The sequence below is a fragment of the Sulfitobacter sp. W074 genome (genome assembly GCF_025142275.1).
Classification (GTDB): Bacteria; Pseudomonadota; Alphaproteobacteria; order Rhodobacterales; family Rhodobacteraceae; genus Sulfitobacter; species Sulfitobacter profundi.
Genome location: NZ_CP081130.1, coordinates 1,793,040 through 1,812,926, shown reverse-complemented (window position 1 = coordinate 1,812,926; position 19,887 = coordinate 1,793,040). Strand labels below are relative to the sequence as shown.

At 61.0% G+C, this 19,887-nt stretch carries 13 protein-coding genes; 5 read left to right on the top strand and 8 right to left on the bottom strand.

Annotated elements, in window-relative coordinates; all coding sequences use genetic code 11:
• Positions 1-3: 3 nt before the first annotated feature.
• The 5 genes from K3762_RS08880 to K3762_RS08860 all read right to left on the bottom strand — a co-directional run bounded on the left by K3762_RS08880 (position 4) and on the right by K3762_RS08860 (position 5,418).
• Positions 4-768: a squalene/phytoene synthase family protein gene (locus K3762_RS08880; protein WP_260008972.1), complete on the bottom strand. Its 765-nt coding sequence runs from the start codon at positions 766-768 to the stop codon at positions 4-6.
• On the bottom strand, positions 765-1,484 hold the full coding sequence (locus K3762_RS08875) for a trans-aconitate 2-methyltransferase (RefSeq protein WP_260008969.1): 720 nt from the start codon (positions 1,482-1,484) through the stop codon (positions 765-767). Before K3762_RS08875 ends, K3762_RS08880 begins: the two co-directional genes overlap by 4 nt.
• The gene (cimA, locus tag K3762_RS08870) at positions 1,481-3,097 is read right to left on the bottom strand and encodes a citramalate synthase (protein ID WP_260008967.1); all 1,617 of its coding nucleotides are present in this window, start codon (positions 3,095-3,097) and stop codon (positions 1,481-1,483) included. Before cimA ends, K3762_RS08875 begins: the two co-directional genes overlap by 4 nt.
• Positions 3,094-4,464, bottom strand: coding sequence for a cysteine--tRNA ligase (cysS, locus tag K3762_RS08865; protein WP_260008965.1), 1,371 nt, complete (start codon positions 4,462-4,464; stop codon positions 3,094-3,096). Before cysS ends, cimA begins: the two co-directional genes overlap by 4 nt.
• 354 nt (positions 4,465-4,818) lie before the next feature.
• Positions 4,819-5,418, bottom strand: a complete 600-nt coding sequence (locus tag K3762_RS08860; protein ID WP_067621921.1) for an outer membrane protein — start codon at positions 5,416-5,418, stop codon at positions 4,819-4,821.
• A gap of 457 nt (positions 5,419-5,875) precedes the next feature.
• On the opposite strand from K3762_RS08860, the gene K3762_RS08855 reads away from it, so the two are divergent.
• Both K3762_RS08855 and K3762_RS08850 read left to right on the top strand, forming a co-directional pair.
• On the top strand, positions 5,876-7,246 hold the full coding sequence (locus K3762_RS08855; RefSeq protein ID WP_132443475.1) for a phosphatidylserine/phosphatidylglycerophosphate/cardiolipin synthase family protein: 1,371 nt from the start codon (positions 5,876-5,878) through the stop codon (positions 7,244-7,246).
• On the top strand, positions 7,243-7,953 hold the full coding sequence (locus K3762_RS08850; RefSeq protein WP_132443476.1) for an endonuclease/exonuclease/phosphatase family protein: 711 nt from the start codon (positions 7,243-7,245) through the stop codon (positions 7,951-7,953). The genes K3762_RS08855 and K3762_RS08850 overlap by 4 nt, the downstream gene beginning before the upstream one ends.
• A 6-nt stretch (positions 7,954-7,959) precedes the next feature.
• On the opposite strand, the gene K3762_RS08845 is transcribed toward K3762_RS08850, so the two are convergent.
• A complete protein-coding gene (locus K3762_RS08845) occupies positions 7,960-8,298 on the bottom strand; it encodes a hypothetical protein (protein ID WP_067622059.1) in 339 nt (112 codons plus the stop codon).
• A gap of 359 nt (positions 8,299-8,657) precedes the next feature.
• Between K3762_RS08845 and K3762_RS08840 the strand changes: the two genes are divergently transcribed.
• The gene (locus K3762_RS08840; protein ID WP_260008962.1) at positions 8,658-14,510 is read left to right on the top strand and encodes a DUF11 domain-containing protein; all 5,853 of its coding nucleotides are present in this window, start codon (positions 8,658-8,660) and stop codon (positions 14,508-14,510) included.
• Between the two features lie 13 nt (positions 14,511-14,523).
• Here the strand turns inward: K3762_RS08840 and K3762_RS08835 are convergent, their stop codons facing one another.
• The gene (locus K3762_RS08835) at positions 14,524-15,888 is read right to left on the bottom strand and encodes a sensor histidine kinase (RefSeq protein ID WP_132443478.1); all 1,365 of its coding nucleotides are present in this window, start codon (positions 15,886-15,888) and stop codon (positions 14,524-14,526) included.
• A complete protein-coding gene (locus K3762_RS08830; protein WP_120350978.1) occupies positions 15,885-16,556 on the bottom strand; it encodes a response regulator transcription factor in 672 nt (223 codons plus the stop codon). The genes K3762_RS08835 and K3762_RS08830 overlap by 4 nt, the downstream gene beginning before the upstream one ends.
• Before the next feature lie 149 nt (positions 16,557-16,705).
• Between K3762_RS08830 and K3762_RS08825 the strand changes: the two genes are divergently transcribed.
• Positions 16,706-17,782 (top strand): tricarboxylate transporter, encoded by a 1,077-nt coding sequence (locus K3762_RS08825; protein WP_132443479.1) that lies wholly within the window; start codon positions 16,706-16,708, stop codon positions 17,780-17,782.
• A 71-nt stretch (positions 17,783-17,853) separates the two neighbouring features.
• Complete coding sequence (locus K3762_RS08820; protein ID WP_132443480.1) at positions 17,854-19,884, top strand: tripartite tricarboxylate transporter permease; 2,031 nt, start codon at positions 17,854-17,856, stop codon at positions 19,882-19,884.
• Positions 19,885-19,887 lie beyond the last annotated feature (3 nt).

Below are 19,887 nucleotides of genomic sequence, written 5' to 3'. Positions count from 1 at the left end.
CGCCTACCAGCGAGACGCCATGGCCCGCAGCGCGAAATGGCGGCGCGGGTCAGGCAAGCCTGCTTGGGAGACCTTTTGCGGGTCTGCCACAGCCGCGTGCAAAACAGGTCCGGCATGGGCGGCAGGCAACAATGCGGCCCGCGCCGCCTTTGGGATCTGCGCCCGTTTGGCCCGCGCTGATTTCAGGCGGTCCAACGCCCCATTGGCAAGGGCCGAAACCCCTTCCGCCGTGCCATCGAGCAGCGGCACACGGCCCGCCTCTTCCAAATTCGGAATGGCACAGAGCCATGCGGCGATGCCGGTGGCATAGGCTGCATCGCGCACAACCGCTTCCTCCGTCGCGCCAAGGCGACGTGCGGCGACCCACATCAGATGGCCTGCAGTCTGGTCGATGTAGCGCGCGAAATGGGCAGCATCCTCAAAGGGGTCTTTGTAGATATCCCACCGCCGCGCAGCGACGAGTTCATCGAGTAATTCCGCATCCTCGGGCGCGATGGCGCGGGCCAGCGGCGTGGTGACTTCGTGGCGCCTGACGGGGCCGCCCTTGGCAATCTCCTCCAGCGCGTCGCGCCACCATTGTAGGCGCATCTCGGCGATCATCGCCTCTTGGGTGACCCATGGCGCGCGGGCGACTTCGACGTTGAAGGCATAGAGCGGGAAGAGCAGCTTGCGCGTCTCAAGGGGCGCCGCCATGGCCGCGCGAAAGCGCCATGGGTCGGCGCGCTCTACCATGGCGGCGCAGGCGTTTAGGTCGGCGTCGAAGGTCATGCGGGGCGTGCCACCGTCAACAGATAGCCAAATTCATCCCCGTGCGCGCGCCAACAGGCGATTTCCGCCTCTGTTGCATCAAGCACCTGTGCCAATGCGTCATCCGCACCGGGGCGCAGCTTTTCGATGCGGGCCTCCAGCGGGGTGTAGTAATTCTCCCAAGCCTCCTCCGACAGAACGCGGGTCGCCACGACCTCATATCCCGCCGCGCGCACCCGTTCAGCAATGCCGTCTGGGTCGCTCATCGCGGGATAGTCGGCCCATTGCGCGCGGGCGTCCTCCGAAGGGGTATCGGTCAGCCAGCAAGGCTCGGAGAATGCCACAACCCCGCCCGCGCGCAGCGATTTGTGCCAGCGGGTCAGCGCCTCGGTCACGCCAAGGAAATAGACCGCACCGGCGCACCAAATGAGATCATATTCATTAGCGATCGCGGCCATATCCGCGCGCAGCAGGGTGACATTGCCATCGGCCACGAAACGGCCCCGCGCGGTGTCAACGAAATGCGCGGTTTGATCGAGGGCGGTCACATGGCCCTGCGGAATCGCCGCGCGGAGTGCGCCGATGTCGCTGCCGGGGCCGCAGGCCACATCTGCGATCTCGGCGCGCGCGGGCAGGTCGACCTGTTCCACGGCCCAGTTCACGTCCGAAGGCTCCCCCGGCCCCTCGCGCGGCAGGTCCCGGTGCAGGGTGAAAAAAGCGGTCATATCGTCTGTCATTGGGCGCGGTCCCGGATCAATTTCCAACGTATCGCATCTAGCAATGCCTCGAATGAGGCGTCGAGTATGTTGGCGCTGACGCCCACGGTGGACCAGCGCCGCCCCTGCCCGTCTTCGCTGTCGATGATGACGCGGGTGGTGGCTTCGGTGCCGCCTTGGGTGATGCGGACTTTGAAGTCAACCAGACGCATGTCATCCAGCAGACTGCTGTACTTGCCCAAATCCTTGACCAGCGCTTTGGAGAGGGCGTTGACCGGGCCACGGTCTGCGCCATCTTCGTCCAGCGATTCCGAGACCGAGAGCCGCTTTTCTCCGTCGACATCGACCACCACGACCGCCTCGGAAAGGCTGACCATCCGGCCTTCGGCATTGCGGCGACGTTCGACCGTGACGCGGTAACGCTCCACCTCGAAAAGATGCGGCAACTGGTCCATCACGTCGCGGGCGAGCAGCTCGAAACTCGCCTGTGCGGTGTCATAGGCATAGCCCTGCGCCTCGCGGCCCTTGACCACTTCCAAGATCCGGCCAAGCGCCGGGTCGCCCTTGGCCACGGCCAGACCGGCATCGCTCAGCCGTTTGCGCAGATTGGATTGCCCGGCTTGGTTCGACATCGGAATGACGCGGGTATTGCCGACCAGTGCGGGGTCGATATGTTCATAGGTGCTGGGGTCTTTGGCGATGGCGCTGGCATGCAGCCCCGCCTTATGCGCAAAGGCCGAAGAACCCACGAACCCTGCCTGTTTCATCGGCACCCGGTTGAGGATTTCGTCCAGCATCCGACTGGTCCGCGTCAGCCCTTTTAGCGCGGCGCGGGTGACGCCAATCTCGAACTGGCTGGCATAGGGTTCTTTCAGCAACAGGATCGGGATCAGCGTGGTCAGATTGGCGTTGCCGCACCGCTCGCCCAGCCCGTTCAGCGTGCCTTGGATTTGGCGCGCGCCCGCGTCGACGGCGGCCAGTGTGCAGGCCACGGCGTTCTCGGTGTCGTCATGGGTGTGGATGCCCAGCCGGTCGCCGGGGATGCCCGCGGCGATCACATCGCGGGTGATGCGGCCAATCTCTGCCGGGAGCGTGCCGCCATTGGTGTCGCACAGCACGATCCAGCGCGCGCCTGCGTCATAGGCCGCTCGGATCGCCTCAAGCGCGTAGTCGGGGTTGGCCTTATAACCGTCGAAGAAATGTTCGGCATCAAACAGCGCCTCGCGGCCTTGGGCGACCAGATGGGCGACGGATTTGGCGATGTTGTCGGTGTTTTCCTCCAGCGTGATGCCTAGCGCGGTTTTCACATGGAAGTCATGGGTCTTGCCGACGATACAGACCGACTGCGTCCCGGCGTTCAAGACGGCGGCCAAAACATCGTCATTTTCCGCTGACATGCCCGCGCGTTTGGTCATGCCAAAAGCGGTGAGCCGTGCCGAGGTGGGCGGTGCCGCGTCGAAGAACGCGCTGTCGGTTGGGTTCGCACCGGGCCAACCGCCTTCGATATAGTCCACGCCAAGCGCATCCAGCGCCTCGGCAATCTGGCGTTTCTCGTCGGTAGAGAATTGAACGCCTTGGGTCTGCTGCCCATCGCGCAGCGTGGTGTCATAAAGCCAGAGACGTTCGCGCGTCACAACAGCCCCTCCAACTGCGCCCGATCAAAACCGGGCGGTGGGGTCAGTTTCACGCCGTCCTTGCTCATCTGGACTTCGATCCCGACAGAGGTGAGCGCGGTTTTAATCCGGTCGACCTGCGCGAAATCTTTGGTCTCCATCGCGGTGGCACGGGCATCACTCAAAAAGGCTTCGATATCTGTCAGATCCAGCGCCTGCACTGCGGCCCAATCGGGGATCAACTCATCCAGCAGCCCCAAAAGCTTCAACGCCCCGCGCAGACCCACCGTATCGCCCGCATTCGACAGACGGTGGCATTCGGTCAGCGCACCGTGGGTATTAAGGTCATCCGCCAAGAGCGTGACGAGGTCCGGTGAAGGCGTCGCGGCCTCAGCCTCCGCCGCCTGAAGATACCATTTGCGAAGGGTCTTCTCGGCCTCCTCGCGCTTCTTCTCGGTCCAGTCCATCGGCTTGCGGTAATGGGTTGAGAGCATGACGAAGCGGATCACCTCGCCCTGCACGCCCTGATCCAGCAGATCGCGCACGGTAAAGAAATTGCCCAAGCTCTTGGACATTTTCTTGCCCTCGACTTGCAACATCTCATTGTGCAGCCAGTAGTTGGCAAAGCCGTGGCCCGCGCATTTGGATTGGGCGATTTCGTTCTCATGGTGCGGGAACTGCAGGTCAATGCCACCGCCGTGGATGTCGAACCGCTCCCCCAGCAGGTCATGCGCCATGGCGGAGCATTCGATATGCCAGCCCGGACGGCCCTGCCCCCAAGGCGACTCCCACCCCGGAGTGCCCTCGTTCGAAGGTTTCCAGAGTACGAAATCCATCGGGTCTTCTTTGTAAGGCGCGACTTCTACCCGCGCGCCCGCGATCATATCATCGACCGAGCGGCCCGAAAGCGCGCCATATTCGGCATATTTGCGCACCCGGAACAGCACATGGCCCTCGGCCTCATAGGCGTAGCCCTCATCGATCAGCCCGCGGATCATTGCGACCATCTGGGGGATATACTGTGTCGCGCGAGGCATGTGGTCGGGCTCCAAGGCGCCCACGGCGGCCATGTCGTCCAGATACCACTGGGTCGTCTCGGCTGTGATCTCGCCGATGCTGCGCCCGCTGTCGGCGGCGCGGGCGTTGATCTTGTCATCGACATCGGTGAAGTTGCGCACGTAAGTAACGTGTTCGGGGCCATAGACATGCCGTAGCAGACGGTAGAGCACATCAAACACGATCACGGGCCGCGCGTTGCCCAGATGCGCGCGGTCATAGACCGTGGGACCGCAGACATACATCCGCACATTCTGCGCATCAATCGGCGTGAAATCCTCTTTCTTCCGGGTGGCGGTGTTGTGCAGCTTGATCGTCAGGTCACGGGTCATGGGCAGGCGTCCTTGCGCGGGTGTGACGCGGGCTTGGCATAGTTTTGTCAGAATGGGAATGACGTGAACAGCGGCCCGCGAGGATGTCTCAGCGGGTAATGCAGCAAATAATGAGCGTTGCGGTGTTCATGACAAGCTTGTAGCAAGCCCGCCGCCCTGCGCCAAGCCCCTTGTCCGGTTAAGTTTTATGCGCGTAGCGCGCGGCCATGACGGACGGAGACAGCCTGCTTGGGGGCAGCATTGCCCATCTTTGCCAGATGACATGCCCGCCACGCGGCCTGTCCGCACAAAAAAGGCCGGCCTCCTTTCGGAAGCCGGCCCCCCTATCCAAGCGAGTTACCCCGCCAAGATAGATTAGAAGCGCATGGAACCACGCAGGGAGATGGTTGTCGCGTCCAGATCGTCGCCTGTGCCGCCTACGTCATCGAATTTGTGCTGCAGCACTTCGCCACCGACGGTGTAACGGTCTGTGACTTTATATGTGACGCCCAGACCAGCGAAGGGGCCTGTTTCATCACCAACGTCGGTGTCGGCGCGGGCTGCACCAGCTGTTGCATAGACCAGCGTGTTGCCGAAGTCGTAACCGGCTTTCAGCTTGGCGCGTGCAACGGAATCCGCGGCGACGCCTGTGTTGCCCAGATCGATGTCGGTTTTGTCATAGTCGAGTTCACCACCCAGTACGAACTTGCCGAAGTCATAGTCGTAACCGGCGTGGAAACCGTAGGACGTGTCGTCACCGTCAAGGGTGCCGCTGTCGCTGTCGATGTCGGTTTGACCAACCTGAAGACCGGTGTAGAAGCCTGTCCAGTCGCCATCAACGGCCACGGGTGTCGGCGCAGGTGTGAAAACCGGTGCTTCAACTGTGGTGTCTTCCAGCGAACCGGCTGCTGCTGCACCCGCGAAGGCGCTGGATGCGATCAGGGCGATGCTGGCGATTGTTGTCGTGCGTTTCATGTTCTGCTCCTTAAATACAGGTGACCTGCGATCCTCGCCGCAGGGTCACTTACGCAACGCCTCATCTAGTATTGGGTTTCAGGTTTTTCACTTCACAGATTTGCGATGCGCTGATTGTCGCACATTTGCAACATACCCTCGGCCAAGCGCCGCTTAAGTTATGTATCAAGTGTGTTTCCGCCTTGGGGCTTAGCGATAATTATCAAGATGCATCAGATACTTGCCGCCGCAATACGGATAATTCAGCCCCAGTCACTGTCACCCAAGTGCAAAAAAGCCTGCGCGGATCGGCACTGCACCGACGGTAGCATTGCAAGCAGGATCCGTCTTTCAAAGCCACCACCTCAAAAACCACACTAAAATCATTCCTCGACGCCTGACACCGACCAAGGCTTGCTGTCAAAGGTGAACGGGTTATTTGCCTCTATTGCCAGCAAGAAGGAGCAGACCCCACCCCATGTCTTGGATCACCACCCATCTAGAGATCGTCATCATCGTGATCCTGACGCTGCTGGCGGCGATCGTGATTTTGCAACAGCGCCGCACGCCGCAATCGACGGCGGCTTGGCTGCTGTTCATCATCGCGCTGCCATGGGTGGCGGTGCCGTTGTTTCTCGGGCTGGGCTTTCGCAAACAATCTTCGCGCTACTCCCCGGTGCATTTCCTCAAAGGGGAAACCGGAGGGCCGCCGCCCCGTCCGGTGCATACGCTGGACGCGACGATGCAGTATTTCGGCCTGCCCGCCGCCGCCCATGGGCAAGACCTGCGGCTCTTGGGTGATCCGACAGCGGCGCATGAAGCCGTGATGGCGCTGATCCAAGGGTCCGAGAAACGGATCGACGCGCTTTTCTACATCGTTGCCAATGACGACACCGGCCGTATCTTTGTCGATGCGCTGACCGAACGCGCCAAGGCCGGTGTCAAAGTTCGGCTGCTGATGGACCGTTTGGGCACCCTGCGCGGCCCGGCCGCGGCACTGCGCCGCCTGCGTGCGGCAGGGGGTGACGTGCGCTTTTATTCACCGCTGTTGCAAGTGCCGGGCTCAGGCCACCTGAACCTGCGCAACCACCGCAAAATGATTATCGCGGATGATGCGCGGGTCTTTTCAGGCGGCATGAACATCGGCGCGCACTACCTCGGCCCCACGGCGCTTGAGGACGGCTGGACCGATCTGGCCTTCTTGCTCGAGGGGCGCGCAGTGCAGAGTTTCGGCGATGTTTTCCGCTCGGATTGGGGCGTGGCCAGCGGGGAGGCTTTGGAGCCTGCCCCCTCGGTCGCGGCGCATACGGGCGGGACCGCCACGGTGCAATTGGTTCCTTCCGGCCCCGATATCACCGAGGACCCGCTGCACGACGGTCTGATCCGCGCGCTGCATTTGGCTGAGGCGCGGATTTGGCTCGTGACCCCCTATTTCGTGCCGACCGAAGCACTTGGTGCGGCTTTGACGACCGCAGCCCGCCGCGGTGTGGATGTGCGGGTGCTGGTGCCCGAACGCTCCAACCAACGGCTGGCGGATTTTGCCCGCGGTGCCTACCTGCGCGACCTGCACGAAGCTGGCGGCCATGTGCTGTATTACCAGCCCGGGATGATCCACGCCAAAGCCGGGATCATCGACGATATGGGGCTTGTGGGCACCGCCAATTTCGACGTGCGCAGCATGTTGCTGAACTTTGAGGTGACGCTTTTTGTCTATGACGCGGGGTCGGTCGCAAAGCTGCATGATTGGTTTGAACATCTCTCCGAACACTGCGCCATGGAGAAGCCTCCGACGGGGATGATCCGCAAGGTGGCCGAGGGGCTGTTTCGTTTGGGAGCGCCTGTTCTATGATCCCCGCCGTCGCCCCCCAATCGCTGCGCATCGTCAGCTATAACATCCGCAAGGCCCTGGGCACCGATAGACGCCGCGATCCGGAGCGGATCATGCGGATCATCCGCAGCCTGCATGCAGATGTGGTGGTGCTGCAAGAAGCCGACCGCCGCCGCGCCCCGCGCCCCTCTGCCCTGCCGCTGGATCGGGTCGAAGAGGTCACGGGCATGCGCCCTGTGCCAACGCCAAGCGATGTCAGCATAGGCTGGCACGGCAACGCCGTTTTGGTGCGCCCCTCCGCCAAGATCGATCAGGTGGCGCATCTGACCCTGCCGGGGGTCGAGCCGCGCGGTGCCATGGTGGCCGACCTGCACATCGGCGCGCGGCAATTGCGGGTCATCGCCTCGCATCTTGGCCTGCTGCGCCCCTCCCGCAAGGAACAGTTAAGCGCCATGATCGCTCACCTTGATGCCTGCGCCGCCTGCCCCACGCTGATCGCGGGCGATCTGAACGAATGGTCGCAAAAGGCCGGGCTGGGGCGCTTGGCGAAACGCTTTACGATCCATGCACCGGGCAAAAGCTATCACGCCCGGATGCCCGTGGCTTTTCTTGATCGCATGGCGTTGGATCAGCATCTGACAGTGCGCCAAGGCGGCGTGGTCGAGACGTCGCAGACCCGCCGCGCGTCGGACCATCTGCCGATCTGGCTCGACGTGGCGCATCGCTAGAGGGGGTCATCCCGTAGCCCAAGCCAGTTCGCCCACCATCATGTTGCAAGCCTGCTGCGGATTGGAGAAGGCGACCTGCATATCAAAGGCCATGCGCACATCCGTTCGCGCCTTGGCAATTGTCGCATCCGTCGCCCCAAGCCGCCGTGCCGTGGCGATATTCTGGTTCGCGTCGTGCCGCAATTTGCGCACGCTCTCATAGCCGCCCGCAAAGCCTGCACATTGTTTGGCGGTCAATTCCGCCGCCGCCGCCCGTCGCGCCGCGGCTTCCATGGGTGAGGCCGGAGGTTCGACACAGGCCGCCAGCGATCCGGTGAGAAATCCCAATATAACAAGACGTTTCATCAAATTCTCCCTTTCACATCCTTGATAGGGAGGGACTGGTTTAATTTTGGTTAACGACTGTTTTGCCTCACGGCCAAGACCTGACGACGGGGCCCATAGGGCCGCGCTCAACCCCGGATGTCGTCTTGGCGCGCCGACGCAGGCGACAGCGCCAAGCGCGCGCGACACGTGCCCGGCCTCCAGCAGCCGCAATCATCAGACCCTGTCGCCCTTCAATACATAGTTAACCCTGCGCGGTTAAGAAATCTCACCAAAGCCTAGCAGACCTAACCCAAAGCATATGCCCAAGACCCACCTGCTCAGATTGACGCAAAAGTTACCCGATGAAAGCCTAGTGCAGGACAAATTGAGAGTAAGTCATGATATTCTTTAGATTATTCTGCGCGAGCGCCAAAGCCGTTCTGGGGGCATTCTTTTGGCTCTGTTTTTCAACCATGGTGCTTTCGCACGGGGCGTGGCTGGGCGGCGGTGGGGTTTCGCTGACCGATGCAAGCCGTCAGCAGATCGCGGACCGGGTCGCGGCGGGGCTGCCGCCGATTTCAGCCGGTGATAACATTGCCATCATTGCCGACTTTCCCGTCATAGCCGAAGGCACGCTTGATGGTCCGGGCGGCTATGCCACGTTGTATGTGCCCGCCGGGACCGAAGTCGCATCCGCCTATATAACTGATGCTACAGGCGCGGCCCGCGGCGCCCGCCCGGCGCGCGCCTCGACGGGGTCTGGCGTGTCTAAGGGTTGGGGTCCGAAGGGCCAGCAAGCGTTTGATATCTCTCCCAACGGCTGGGCTCCCTCTGACACGGCGCAGTGCCAAGCAGCGGGGTTTTCCATCGCCAATTGCAACGCCGGGCTGGCCTATATCTATGGCGATACTGGTATTTTCTACTCAACCCGTCCGGATACTGCATTGTTCGCAAATGGATCGGATATCGCCACTTTAGAAAACGGGTACCTCGTTAATCCCACGAATGGCAGCCCTTGGAGCAGCGTTGGCGGCACCGGCACCGCCCGCGTTCACAACAAATGGGACGCGGTTCAGATCAACGCATTCGGTTCTGGGGGGACAATCGACCCAAACGGTTTCTCAACACAAGAAGAGACCACGATCACGGGCGGCCGAGGGGCGACCCCCTTTCGCGCGGGCAGCCCCGTGGCAGGCCCGGATTCCGGATCCGATTGGGACCGTTACGGCACCACCGGCCCTTGGAACCGGATCAGCTATCCCGGTTCCTGCGAAGCGGATGATCCGCTGCTCGCGGGGCCAGACGGGCCTGCCACTGGCGCCGGATCCGTCTTTCCCGAATCGCTGGACCCGGGCGTTAACTCTTACGAAGCCTGCACCGAGACGACCGCGGGTTTTAACCTCAATAGCAGCGCCGCGTCGGTTTTGCCGAGCGGCACAAACGCAGTGCGCTACGCCTTCGGCGGGATCGCGCAGGGAGAGACTTATTACGCCGTCATGGAAGTGAAAGTCAGCGACCCGGCCAACATTGGATATTTCAATGCCGAAGGTCACGGCGGAGACTCCGCCGAAGGCGCCTCTGCCGGGAACGACAACCCGTGGCGCTACTGGGTCGCCGGAACCTCAGCCGTCTCACCTGCGGGGCCTGAGGACCTTTTCGTATCAATCTCCATCACGGCGGTGAACGGCACCCCCTATTCGGGGGGCGACGTCCCGCAGGGCGCCACGCTGACCTACCGCGTGAGCTATGTTAATACATCGCTCAGCCCCATGACCAATGTGCTAACCTCGGTGACCCTGCCGCCAGAAATTTCGGGTACGACGAACTTTCAGGTCATCTCGGGCGAAGACATCCGCCCTGCGACCACCCCGACAAACGGCACTTTCCCGCTCCTTCCGATGACCAGCTTGAACGGCCTTGGAAGCGGCGCCATCGAGTTTGACGCCTATGTCTCTACCGCGGCGGGAGGCAGCATCACCGCCGATGCCGCGAATTCCAGCGATGAAGGCGGTGCCGATACCGACAGCGTCAGCGTTAACGTAACTGCCATGCCAGCCGATACGCTTCCAACCTGTTCTGGAACGCGGTTTTCGATCGTCGATTGGACATCAGACAGCCCTGCAGCCCTCGGCGCGACATCTACTTTCACCCGCTATGGAGTCGGCGGTTCACTCACTGCAACTGCAAACGCTGATGCCAGAATTGGCCGCGCAGCCGCGATCGGAAACGCAAATGAACTCTATTCCGCCGGGTATGGCGGCAACCCCGTTTTTACACAGCAATATGCCACCTTAAATATCGATTTTGACACGCCCATGGACTCCGTCCTTTTCTACGTCACGAGCTTGGAATTTGACGAATCCGTAGCGGTCTACGGCGAACGCAACGGCGTGCGCGTGCAACCTGCCATCGCCGACGGCCCGCTTTCGGCCTCCATGTTTCGCCGGGCCAACGCCGATGGTTCCGTCTTGGCAGAGCGCGACAGCGCATTCTCGACAACAGCCTTACCCGAAAATTTTGCCGTAGAAGTCGGATTTGGCGCCCCGGTTGATCGGGTCGTGATCGATCATGGCACCCGCAAAAACAACAGCGCAAACTTCGCCGGATCTCTGCAACTGACCGACATCCAAGCCTGCGCCGACTTCACCGACGCGCCATCGATATATGGGGATGCACTCCATACGATGGGGTCAGAGCCCAAGGTCTATCTGGGCGATGCTTTGACAAGCGATGCAGGGCCAGGGAACGCCGATGATGCGGGGTCGGACGATGACGATGGCATAACGATTCCCCCGCTCATCCAAGGTTTTATCGCAACACTAGAAGCACGTGTCCAAGGCAACGGTGGCTTTTTGACCGCTTGGATCGACTACGACGGCAACGATGTCATGGCCCTTGCAACCGCCGAAGAAATCGCGCGCGATTTGCAAGACGATGGCACCGGTGGGGATCAGGTCGCGGGCGATGGCCTGATCCAATTTGACGTGATTGTCCCGGGTGACGCGGTACTAGACCAGACCTTTGCCCGCTTTCGGTGGTCTACAACTCCGGTCGTCGGCGTGGCAGATGTCTCCTTGGATGGGGAGGTCGAAGATTACCCGATCAATATCGCTGCGGCCCCTCTGGTAGATCGCGGTGATGCTCCGGCAAGCTATGGCGACCCATTGCACATCATCGCTGAAACCGGCATCGCGGGGACCTACTTAGGGGCCCTCCCTCCTGACCCCGAGGCTGCCTCCCAAGCAAGTGCAGATGCTTTGGGCGACGATCTTGACGGAAATGATGACGAAGACGGACTCACGCTCCCCCAGCTCTTTGCTGGCGGCACGACTGAAATAACCGTGTTCGTAAACGAGGTGACCGGCGGGGTCGGCAGTTTGACAGGCGGCGTGGCCTATCTTCAGGCGTGGATCGACTTTAACGGCAACGGGCTCTTCGACGCTACTGAGCAGATCGCCTCTGATCTGCAGGACGGCAGCGCTTCGGATAAAGATGGCACGCTGAATGGCGAGATCCGATTTGATGTGAACGTGCCGGGAAGTTCCGTGCTCACGCCGACATTCGCGCGGTTCAGGTGGTCAACCACCGAGGGCGTCGTCCCCGTCGCACTTGACGGAGAGGTTGAGGACTACAGGCTGACAGTTTCCGGCGATGTTCCTCCGGTTTCCTGCGACAGTGGCCTATACTTGCTGTCTGACGATCCAACACAGTTGCGCAAACTGCGCTTTACCGACACCGGGTCGGGCTACTCCATGTCATCGCAACCCCTCGGGACAGCGCCGCGCCGGCTGGCAGCCGGCTGGGGATACAACGAAATCGATGGCTATATCTATGGCGTCCGCCCCGGCAAAGATGAGCTGTGGCGCGTGGACGGTACCGGAAACTTCACCAAAATGCCTTCATTCCCAAACAGCGCCGAAAGGGCCGAAGATGCGGGCGATATCTTGCCCAACGGTATAATGGTCTACGAAGCAGACAACGTCACATGGCAGTTGTTGGATTTGACCGACCCCAACAATCCGATCGATGCCGGGCAATTGACCCTCTCCCAAGCCGTCACGGTGTCTGATTTCGCTGTTAATCCATTGGACGGCTTCATCTACGGCATCAACGAAAACACCGGCAGCCTGTTTCGCGTGTTCGCGAACAATGGTCTCGCCGGTTTCACCACGGTGGTGGAATTTGGGCCCAGTGTCTACACGGGCATCTGGTCTGCGGTTTTCTTTGACGAGAACGGTCAGATGTATGCCTATGAGGAGGTATCGAACTCAATCTACCTAATCGATACGTCGACCGGCAATCGGTTAAGGCTGGCAACGGGCACGGATGAGGGCGGTTTCGGCGATGGCACCTCGTGCCGCGGCGGGACACCTTTCGTACTGTCCGGTCTGGGGGGCAATATCTATGTCGATCAAGACGGTTCCGATATCAAAGACGGCGCGGAAGAGAACTTGGCGGGCGGTATCCGAGTGGATTTATACTCCGATAACGCAACGCCGAATGATCTGGACGATGATAGCTTCATCCGGACCGTCGATACCGAGCCTGACGGAACATACGCCTTTGTCGGCTTGCCTGCGGGCACCACCTACCGGGTAGAGGTCGATGTGAATGACGCAGACCTCCCCCCCGGCGCGCAGATCGGAACCTCAAACCCCCTCGTTGGTGTAAAGGCCGATTCCGGTGCCTTTACAGTGGCCTACGACTTTGGTTTCGATCCGCAGTTTTCTGACCTCTCAATCACCAAAGAGGCCTATCAAGCGGGCACCACCTCTCCCGTCACAACCGCTGTCGAAGGCGACATCATCGACTGGGTGATCAGCGTGACAAACGACGGCCCCGGCTCGCCTTCGGGGGTCAAGGTGATTGAAAACATCCCCGCAGGTTTCGCCTATATCAGCGACACGGCTCCTCCGACCGGCGATTATTTCGACCCAAGTACGGGACTTTGGTTCGTCGATGAAATTCTGCCGGGTGCGACCGAAACCCTTACCATACGTGTCCGTGTCACGGCGGGTGGCAACTATACAAACGTCGTCGAGATCGTGAGCAGTTCCCTACCCGACCTCGACAGCGATCCAGCCGTTGGTCTGGCCCAAGATGACTTGCAGGACGGGATTGCCGACGATGACGAAGCCAGCGTCACGATCGCTCTCGCAACCTCGGGCGGTGAAATTTCAGGCCAGCTGATCCGGGATGATGGTCGCGGCGGGGTCGCGCACGATGGCTCTGCCACGGGCGACGAGGTAGGCACGAATGCAGGAACCATTTTGCTGCTGGACGATGCCGGTGCGCTATTGGCAAGCCCGCAGGTCGGCGCCGATGGACGATGGTCCTATCGGCTCGCGCCGAACTACACTGGCAGTCTGACCGTCTCCACGGTGCCCGCCGAAGGGTGGAGAGCGATTTCCGAGCGACCGGGCTCACTGCCGGGCTTGGTGAACAGCGATCCACATGATGGCTCGTTCAGCTTCACCCCTTCGCCTGAGACCGATTACAGCGGACTTACCTTAGGCATTATTCCACTTCCCACTTTGAGTGAGGACCGTGACGCGCACATCGGCGCGGGCCAAATCGCCCTTTTGCCGCATCTCTATCGAGCCAGTTCATCTGGCATCACCACCTTTACCGTAGAGAACATTTCCGAGCCTGCGGTCGGTGCATTTTCAGTTGCGCTCTTTATCGACAACGATTGCGATGGCGCGCCCGACACCCCGCTGAACGTGCCAATTTCCGTTCAAGCGGGGGACGAACTCTGCCTGATCTCGAGGGTCTCGGCGGGTGGCGGCCTGCCTCCGGGCAGCGCTTTGACCTACGAGGTGCAAGCCGCCACGGACTTTTCCGGAACCACTGCTTCGCACATTACAACCGATACGGATCGCGTGACGGTCGAAGTCGGTGGCAGTCAGCTCGTTCTGGTGAAAACTGTACAGAACGAAACGCAAGGCACGGGTGAGGGCTATTCAAATCAAGCCTCGCCCGGGGATGTACTGGTCTACCGCATCACAGTGGTGAACCCGAGCCAGCGCATTGCATCCGCCATCGTCATTTACGACCGAACGCCGCCCTATACTCAATTGGCGGAGGCTGTAGCCACGCCGCAAACCGTGAGCCCCTCGCTGATCTGCGATCTCGCAACCCCAAGCGACAACCTACCGGGATATGAAGGCCCCCTGCGGTGGGATTGCAGCGGGACGCATGCCGCAGGCGCCGAAGGGAGTGTTTTTTTCAAGGTCCGCGTGACACCTTGATCGGAACCGCCGTTCAGACAGTCGACGCAGAAAGTGGGATCTTGATCTTTACGATTAACCCCTTGTCTTGCGGCACCAGTTCGGCTTGCCCGCCGTGACGGCGCAGGACATCTTTAACAATTGCAAGACCAAGACCACTGCCTTGCCCTTCGCTTAGTTGGCCAAACCTCTCAAACGCGGCTTCGGCACTGTCTTCGGGAATGCCGGTGCCGTCATCTTCTACAGCCAAAACCGCAAATCGCCCCTCTACCATGGTGCTGACGCGGATCGCGGTGAGGCCGCCGCCGCCATGGGTCAGCGCGTTTTCAAGCAAATTGGTGATCGCTTCGGCGAGCAGCACAGTGTCGCCCGCAACGTGGAGCGGCGTGGTGCTTGGTTCAAAGCCAAAGCCAATGTCCCGCGACAGGACGGTGGGGGCAAAGTCACTGCACACTTCGGCAGCGACAGCGTTGAGCTCAAGCGTATCGAATGCAGGGGCCTCGTCGTAGCGCAACCGTTCAAGAGACAGCAACTGGTTGGCCAGCCGCGCTGATTTGCGGGCCGCAGCAATCAATTCGCGTTCTCTCAACCGACGCTCTTGCGGGTCGCTGACATCTGGCAAAACCTCGGCCAATGACAACAGTGCGGAGGCGGGGTTGCGCAGTTGATGCGCGGCGTTGGAAATAAAGACCTGATGGTCCTCGATGCTCTGGCGCACCTGCCCGAAAAGCCGGTTCAATGTGGCGACGATACCAAAGGCCTCAGCCGGGACCGGGCGGCGGATATCACGCAAGTCATCGGGGGATCGGTGTTGGATCGCATCTTGCAAATCGTTCAAGGGGCGCAGGCCGATCTTCACCCCGAACCAGACCACCAAAGCAAGGGCCGCCATCAGACTGGCGATCAAAGCCGCCGCGCGGCGCGCCAAGGCGGCGGCGAAGGCATTGCGATCACTGTCCCTTTGCCAGACTGTGACAATCGTATCGCCCGTCAGGTTGCCGATGGTCGTACTCTCCCGCATCCGCAAAACGCGCACAGGCTCGCCCCGATATTCAGCCATCGTGTAGTTCAGCCGATCCTCGCCCGCCCGACCGCCAGAGACGGGGGGATAGGCATAGCCGGTAATGTAGATGCCACCGGGACCGGTGACGTGGTAAAAAAGCTCACCACCCCCGGCATCCGAGACGAAATCCCGCGTGCTGGGCGAAAGCGCATCCCCGCCAGAAATCGCCACATCGCGTGAGATCGCCAAAGCCGCGGCCAACAGGCTGCGGTCGAACAGGGTTTCAGAGGTGCGCTGCGCCACTTCAAAGCGCCAAAACCCCAGAACGATCGAAAGCAACAGCAGCGGCGGCAGGATCAGCATGAACAGCCTAGAGCGCAGCGACATCGAGGTCATGCGCTATCGACCTCCAGCATATAGCCCAGCCCGCGCGCCGCTTTAATGCGGATGCCGAAGGGCTCCAACCGTTTGCGAAGACGGGAGACATGCGGCTCGATTGCGCTGTCTTCCTGCGCGGCCCCGGTGCCATAGACATGGGTGATCAGTTGTGATTTCGAGACGATCCGCCCGCGCCTTTCCAGCAGGCATTCAAGCGTCGCCAGTTCTTTGCGGGGGAAGGCCAGTGGCTGTTCATCCTTCAACAACTGGCGGTTAGTGCGGTCAAAGACCAAGGGACCAATCGCGTCGCGGGCGGCGAACTCAAGGTTCTTGCGCCGCGCCATGGCCCGGAGCCGCGCCTCCAACTCATCCATCTCGAAGGGCTTGGTCAGATAATCATCGGCCCCGGCATCCAGCCCGGCCACCCGCTCTGAAGTCTCTGCCCGCGCGGTCAGCAGGATCACCGGCGTTCCATCGCCGCGGCGGCGCAGGCGGCTCAGAACCTCCAGCCCATCACAGCCGGGCAAGTTGCAATCCAGCACGATTAGATCTGCCCCCTCATGGCGCAGAAATGCATCGGCCTCTTCCCCGTCGTGCAGCAGGTCTACTGCATGGCCGCGATCCCGCAGGCGATGGGCAATTCCTTGGGCAAGGGCTTCATTGTCTTCGATGACTGTAATGCGCATGATTAAAACTTAATCCTAATGCGCAAGTTTCGCGCAAGGTTGGAAAGGCAGAGTGCCCGTGTTGGAGGAGGGATTCGTTCCCTAAACAAATCCGAACGACGGCAGACGTGAAAGTCTGACCGGTACAGAATGTCTACGGGAGGACACCTATGACTATCAAGTATTTCGCCGCCACCGCTGCATCCGCCGCCTGCCTCGCCGCCCCGGCGCTGGCCGAGGTCGATTTTGCAGGCAAAACCATCGAGTGGGTCATCCCCTTCTCGGAAACCGGCGGCTCGGCCAAATGGGCCAACTTCTTTGCGCCGCTTTTGTCCGAAGAACTGCCCGGCAACCCCACGGTCGTCGTCAAGTTCATGCCGGGTGCAGGTTCAACCAAAGGCGCCAACTGGTTCCAAGAGCAAGAGCATGACGAGGGCACGGTCCTTTTTGGCACCTCCGGTTCGACCCAGTTCCCCTACCTGTTGGACGATCCGCGGGTGCGCTATGAGTACAGCGACTGGAACCCGGTCATGGCCTCGGGCACCGGCGGGGTCGCTTATCTGAACCCCACGGACGGTGAGAAATTCGACGGCACCGCCAATAACCTCAAAGACGTCAACTTCATCTACGGCTCGCAGGGGGCCACCCGCCTTGACCTCGTGCCGCTGCTGGCATGGGAAATGCTGGGCATGAACGTCGAGCCTGTCTTTGGCATCAAGGGCCGTGGCGATGGCCGTTTGATGTTTGAGCGCGGCGAGGCCACGATCGACTATCAGACCTCGTCGAGCTACCTCGGCGCCTCTGCGGATCTCGTCGAAAAAGGTCAGGCCGTGCCGATGATGACATGGGGCGCGCTGGACGAGGACGGCAACATCGTTCGCGACCCCACCTTCCCCGACATCGCGACTTTCAAGGAAGTTTGCGAAGCGACCGAAGGCTGCGCCACCGAAGGCGAGGCATGGGACGCATGGAAAGCCTTCTTTATCGCAGGTTTCCCTGTGCAAAAGATTGCCTTCCTGCCCGCAGGCACCCCCGACGATGTGATCGCGACCTACACGGCGGCCTTTGACGCGGTGCGCAACCGCGAAGACTTTGCCCAGATTGCCGAGAAACGTGTCGGTAAGTACCCCGTCTTCGTAGGCGAAGGCGCGGCAAAGGCGACGCAGCGCGGCACGACCGTCTCTGCGGAGGCGAAAGCCTTCGTCACCAACTGGCTGCAAGAAGCCTATGGCGTTTCGCTGAAGTAAGCGGAACCCTCTCGGCCCCGGGTCAATCCCGGGGCCACCCCCCTTTATTCTAACATTTCGAGGTCGGTGCGATGGATCTGTTCGCAACCGCTCTGCCTGCGCTTGGCGAGGCATGGGCTCTAATTCTGCAACCTATGGTTCTGGGATATCTGGTGCTGGGCGTGGTCATGGGCCTCGCTGTCGGGGTCTTTCCCGGCCTCGGCGGGATCGCGGGGCTGTCGCTGCTTTTGCCTTTCATGTTCGGCATGGACCCTGTGCTGGGTCTGGCGCTGATGATCGGCATGGTCGCGGTGGTGCCAACCTCTGACACATTCGCCTCGGTCCTCATGGGCATACCAGGGTCTTCGGCCAGCCAAGCCACGGTGCTCGATGGCTTTCCGATGGCCAAAAAGGGACAAGCCGCACGGGCGCTTTCGGCGGCTTTCACCTCATCGCTCTTCGGCGGTCTGGTTGGCGCGGCTTTCTTGACGATGTTCATCGTCATCGCGCGGCCCATCGTCCTGTCCTTCGGCCTGCCCGAAATGCTGATGATCTCGATCCTCGGCCTGTCGATGGTGGCGGTGTTGGCGGGGCGCGTAGCGCTCAAAGGTCTGGCGGCGGCGGGCCTCGGCCTGCTGATCGGCACCATCGGTGAGGCCGACGCGGGCGGCTCCCTGCGGATGGCGACCTATGACATTCCCTACCTGACGGACGGCTTGAAACTGGTAATCGTCGGCCTTGGCATCTTTGCCGTGCCAGAAATCGTCTCGCTTCTGCGCCAAGACCGGGCGATTTCCAAAGAAGCCAAACTCGGCGCGGGCTGGGGTGAAGGCGTGCGCGACTGGGTTGCCAACAAATGGCTGTCGGTGCGCTGCTCGTTGATCGGCGTGGTCGTCGGTGTCATCCCCGGCCTTGGTGGATCAGTCGTTGACTGGATCGCCTATGGCCACGCGGTTCAAACGACGAAAGACAAATCGAATTTCGGCAAAGGCGAAGTGCGCGGCGTGATCGGGCCGGAAAGCTCGAACAACGCGAAAGAGGGCGGCGGCTTGGTCCCTACCCTGCTCTTCGGCATTCCGGGTTCTGGCTCGATGGCAATTTTCATCGGTGCCATCGCGCTTTTGGGCTCTGGCGAGATCGAAGTCGGCCCCTCGATGCTGCGCGACAACCTCGACATCACCTATTCCATCGTCTGGTTGCTGGCGCTGGCCAACGTCGTCGGCACGCTCTTGTGCATCGCGGCCTCGGGCGGCATTGCCAAGCTGACCACCATCCGCTTCACCTATCTCGCGCCGTTCCTGTTCATGCTGATCTCTTTCGCGGCGTTCCAGTCGGGGCAGAACTTCGAAGACATCCTCGCGCTCTTCGTGATCGGCCTGATCGGCATCTTCCTGCGCCGCTTTGACTGGTCGCGCCCAGCCTTCTTGATCGGTTTCGTGCTGTCCAACCCGGTCGAGAAATTCTCGAACCAAGCGTTCCAGATCGCATCGTTCCGGTTCCGCAAATCTTTTGAGGAAGGCATGGAGTATGTCTTCTCCCCTATCGTCATCGTGCTACTGATCATCACTGTGGTCTCTGTCGTGCTCGGACTACGTCAAGCCAAGTCGATCATGGCCGAGGGCGATGTTCAGTCCGGCTCCAAACGCGCGCCGTTGGTCTTTTTGCTGATCATCATGGGCTACGTCGTGGCCGCGCTGATCAATGCCTCGCTGATCCCCGACTACAACATGACCGACAAGATCGTGCCGCTGGTCGTGGGGGGCATCGCCTTGGCCGCGCTGCTGATCTTGCTGGTGCAGATGATCCTGCGGCCTGAAGGAGATTCGATCTTTGCCGACAAGGAAGTCTCAGGCGAGGACGCTGATGCACCCTATGGCCTCTGGAGCACGCTCGCGTGGTTCGTGGGGCTGATCGTCGCCACCTATTTCGTCGGCTTTATCCTCGCGCTCTTGGGCTTTTTGATCAGCTTCCTGCGGGTTCGTGCACAGGCGCATTGGCCGAAAACCCTGATCCTGACCGCCTGCGGCATCGCGCTGATGTGCGTCATGGCCGGGGCACTCAACCGTGATTTCCCGCCGGGTCTGCTGCAAGGCGCAGTCGACCTGCCCTGGCCGCTGAACTGAGGA

Excerpts from the sequence above, each read along its gene's own strand:
- K3762_RS08880 (WP_260008972.1), bottom strand. The coding sequence starts at position 768 with ATGACCTTCGACGCCGACCTAAACGCCTGCGCCGCCATGGTAGAGCGC.
- K3762_RS08875 (WP_260008969.1), bottom strand. The coding sequence starts at position 1,484 with ATGACAGACGATATGACCGCTTTTTTCACCCTGCACCGGGACCTGCCG.
- cysS (WP_260008965.1), bottom strand. The coding sequence starts at position 4,464 with ATGACCCGTGACCTGACGATCAAGCTGCACAACACCGCCACCCGGAAG.
- K3762_RS08860 (WP_067621921.1), bottom strand. The coding sequence starts at position 5,418 with ATGAAACGCACGACAACAATCGCCAGCATCGCCCTGATCGCATCCAGC.
- K3762_RS08855 (WP_132443475.1), top strand. The coding sequence starts at position 5,876 with ATGTCTTGGATCACCACCCATCTAGAGATCGTCATCATCGTGATCCTG.
- K3762_RS08850 (WP_132443476.1), top strand. The coding sequence starts at position 7,243 with ATGATCCCCGCCGTCGCCCCCCAATCGCTGCGCATCGTCAGCTATAAC.
- K3762_RS08845 (WP_067622059.1), bottom strand. The coding sequence starts at position 8,298 with ATGAAACGTCTTGTTATATTGGGATTTCTCACCGGATCGCTGGCGGCC.
- K3762_RS08840 (WP_260008962.1), top strand. The coding sequence starts at position 8,658 with ATGATATTCTTTAGATTATTCTGCGCGAGCGCCAAAGCCGTTCTGGGG.
- K3762_RS08835 (WP_132443478.1), bottom strand. The coding sequence starts at position 15,888 with ATGACCTCGATGTCGCTGCGCTCTAGGCTGTTCATGCTGATCCTGCCG.
- K3762_RS08830 (WP_120350978.1), bottom strand. The coding sequence starts at position 16,556 with ATGCGCATTACAGTCATCGAAGACAATGAAGCCCTTGCCCAAGGAATT.
- K3762_RS08825 (WP_132443479.1), top strand. The coding sequence starts at position 16,706 with ATGACTATCAAGTATTTCGCCGCCACCGCTGCATCCGCCGCCTGCCTC.
- K3762_RS08820 (WP_132443480.1), top strand. The coding sequence starts at position 17,854 with ATGGATCTGTTCGCAACCGCTCTGCCTGCGCTTGGCGAGGCATGGGCT.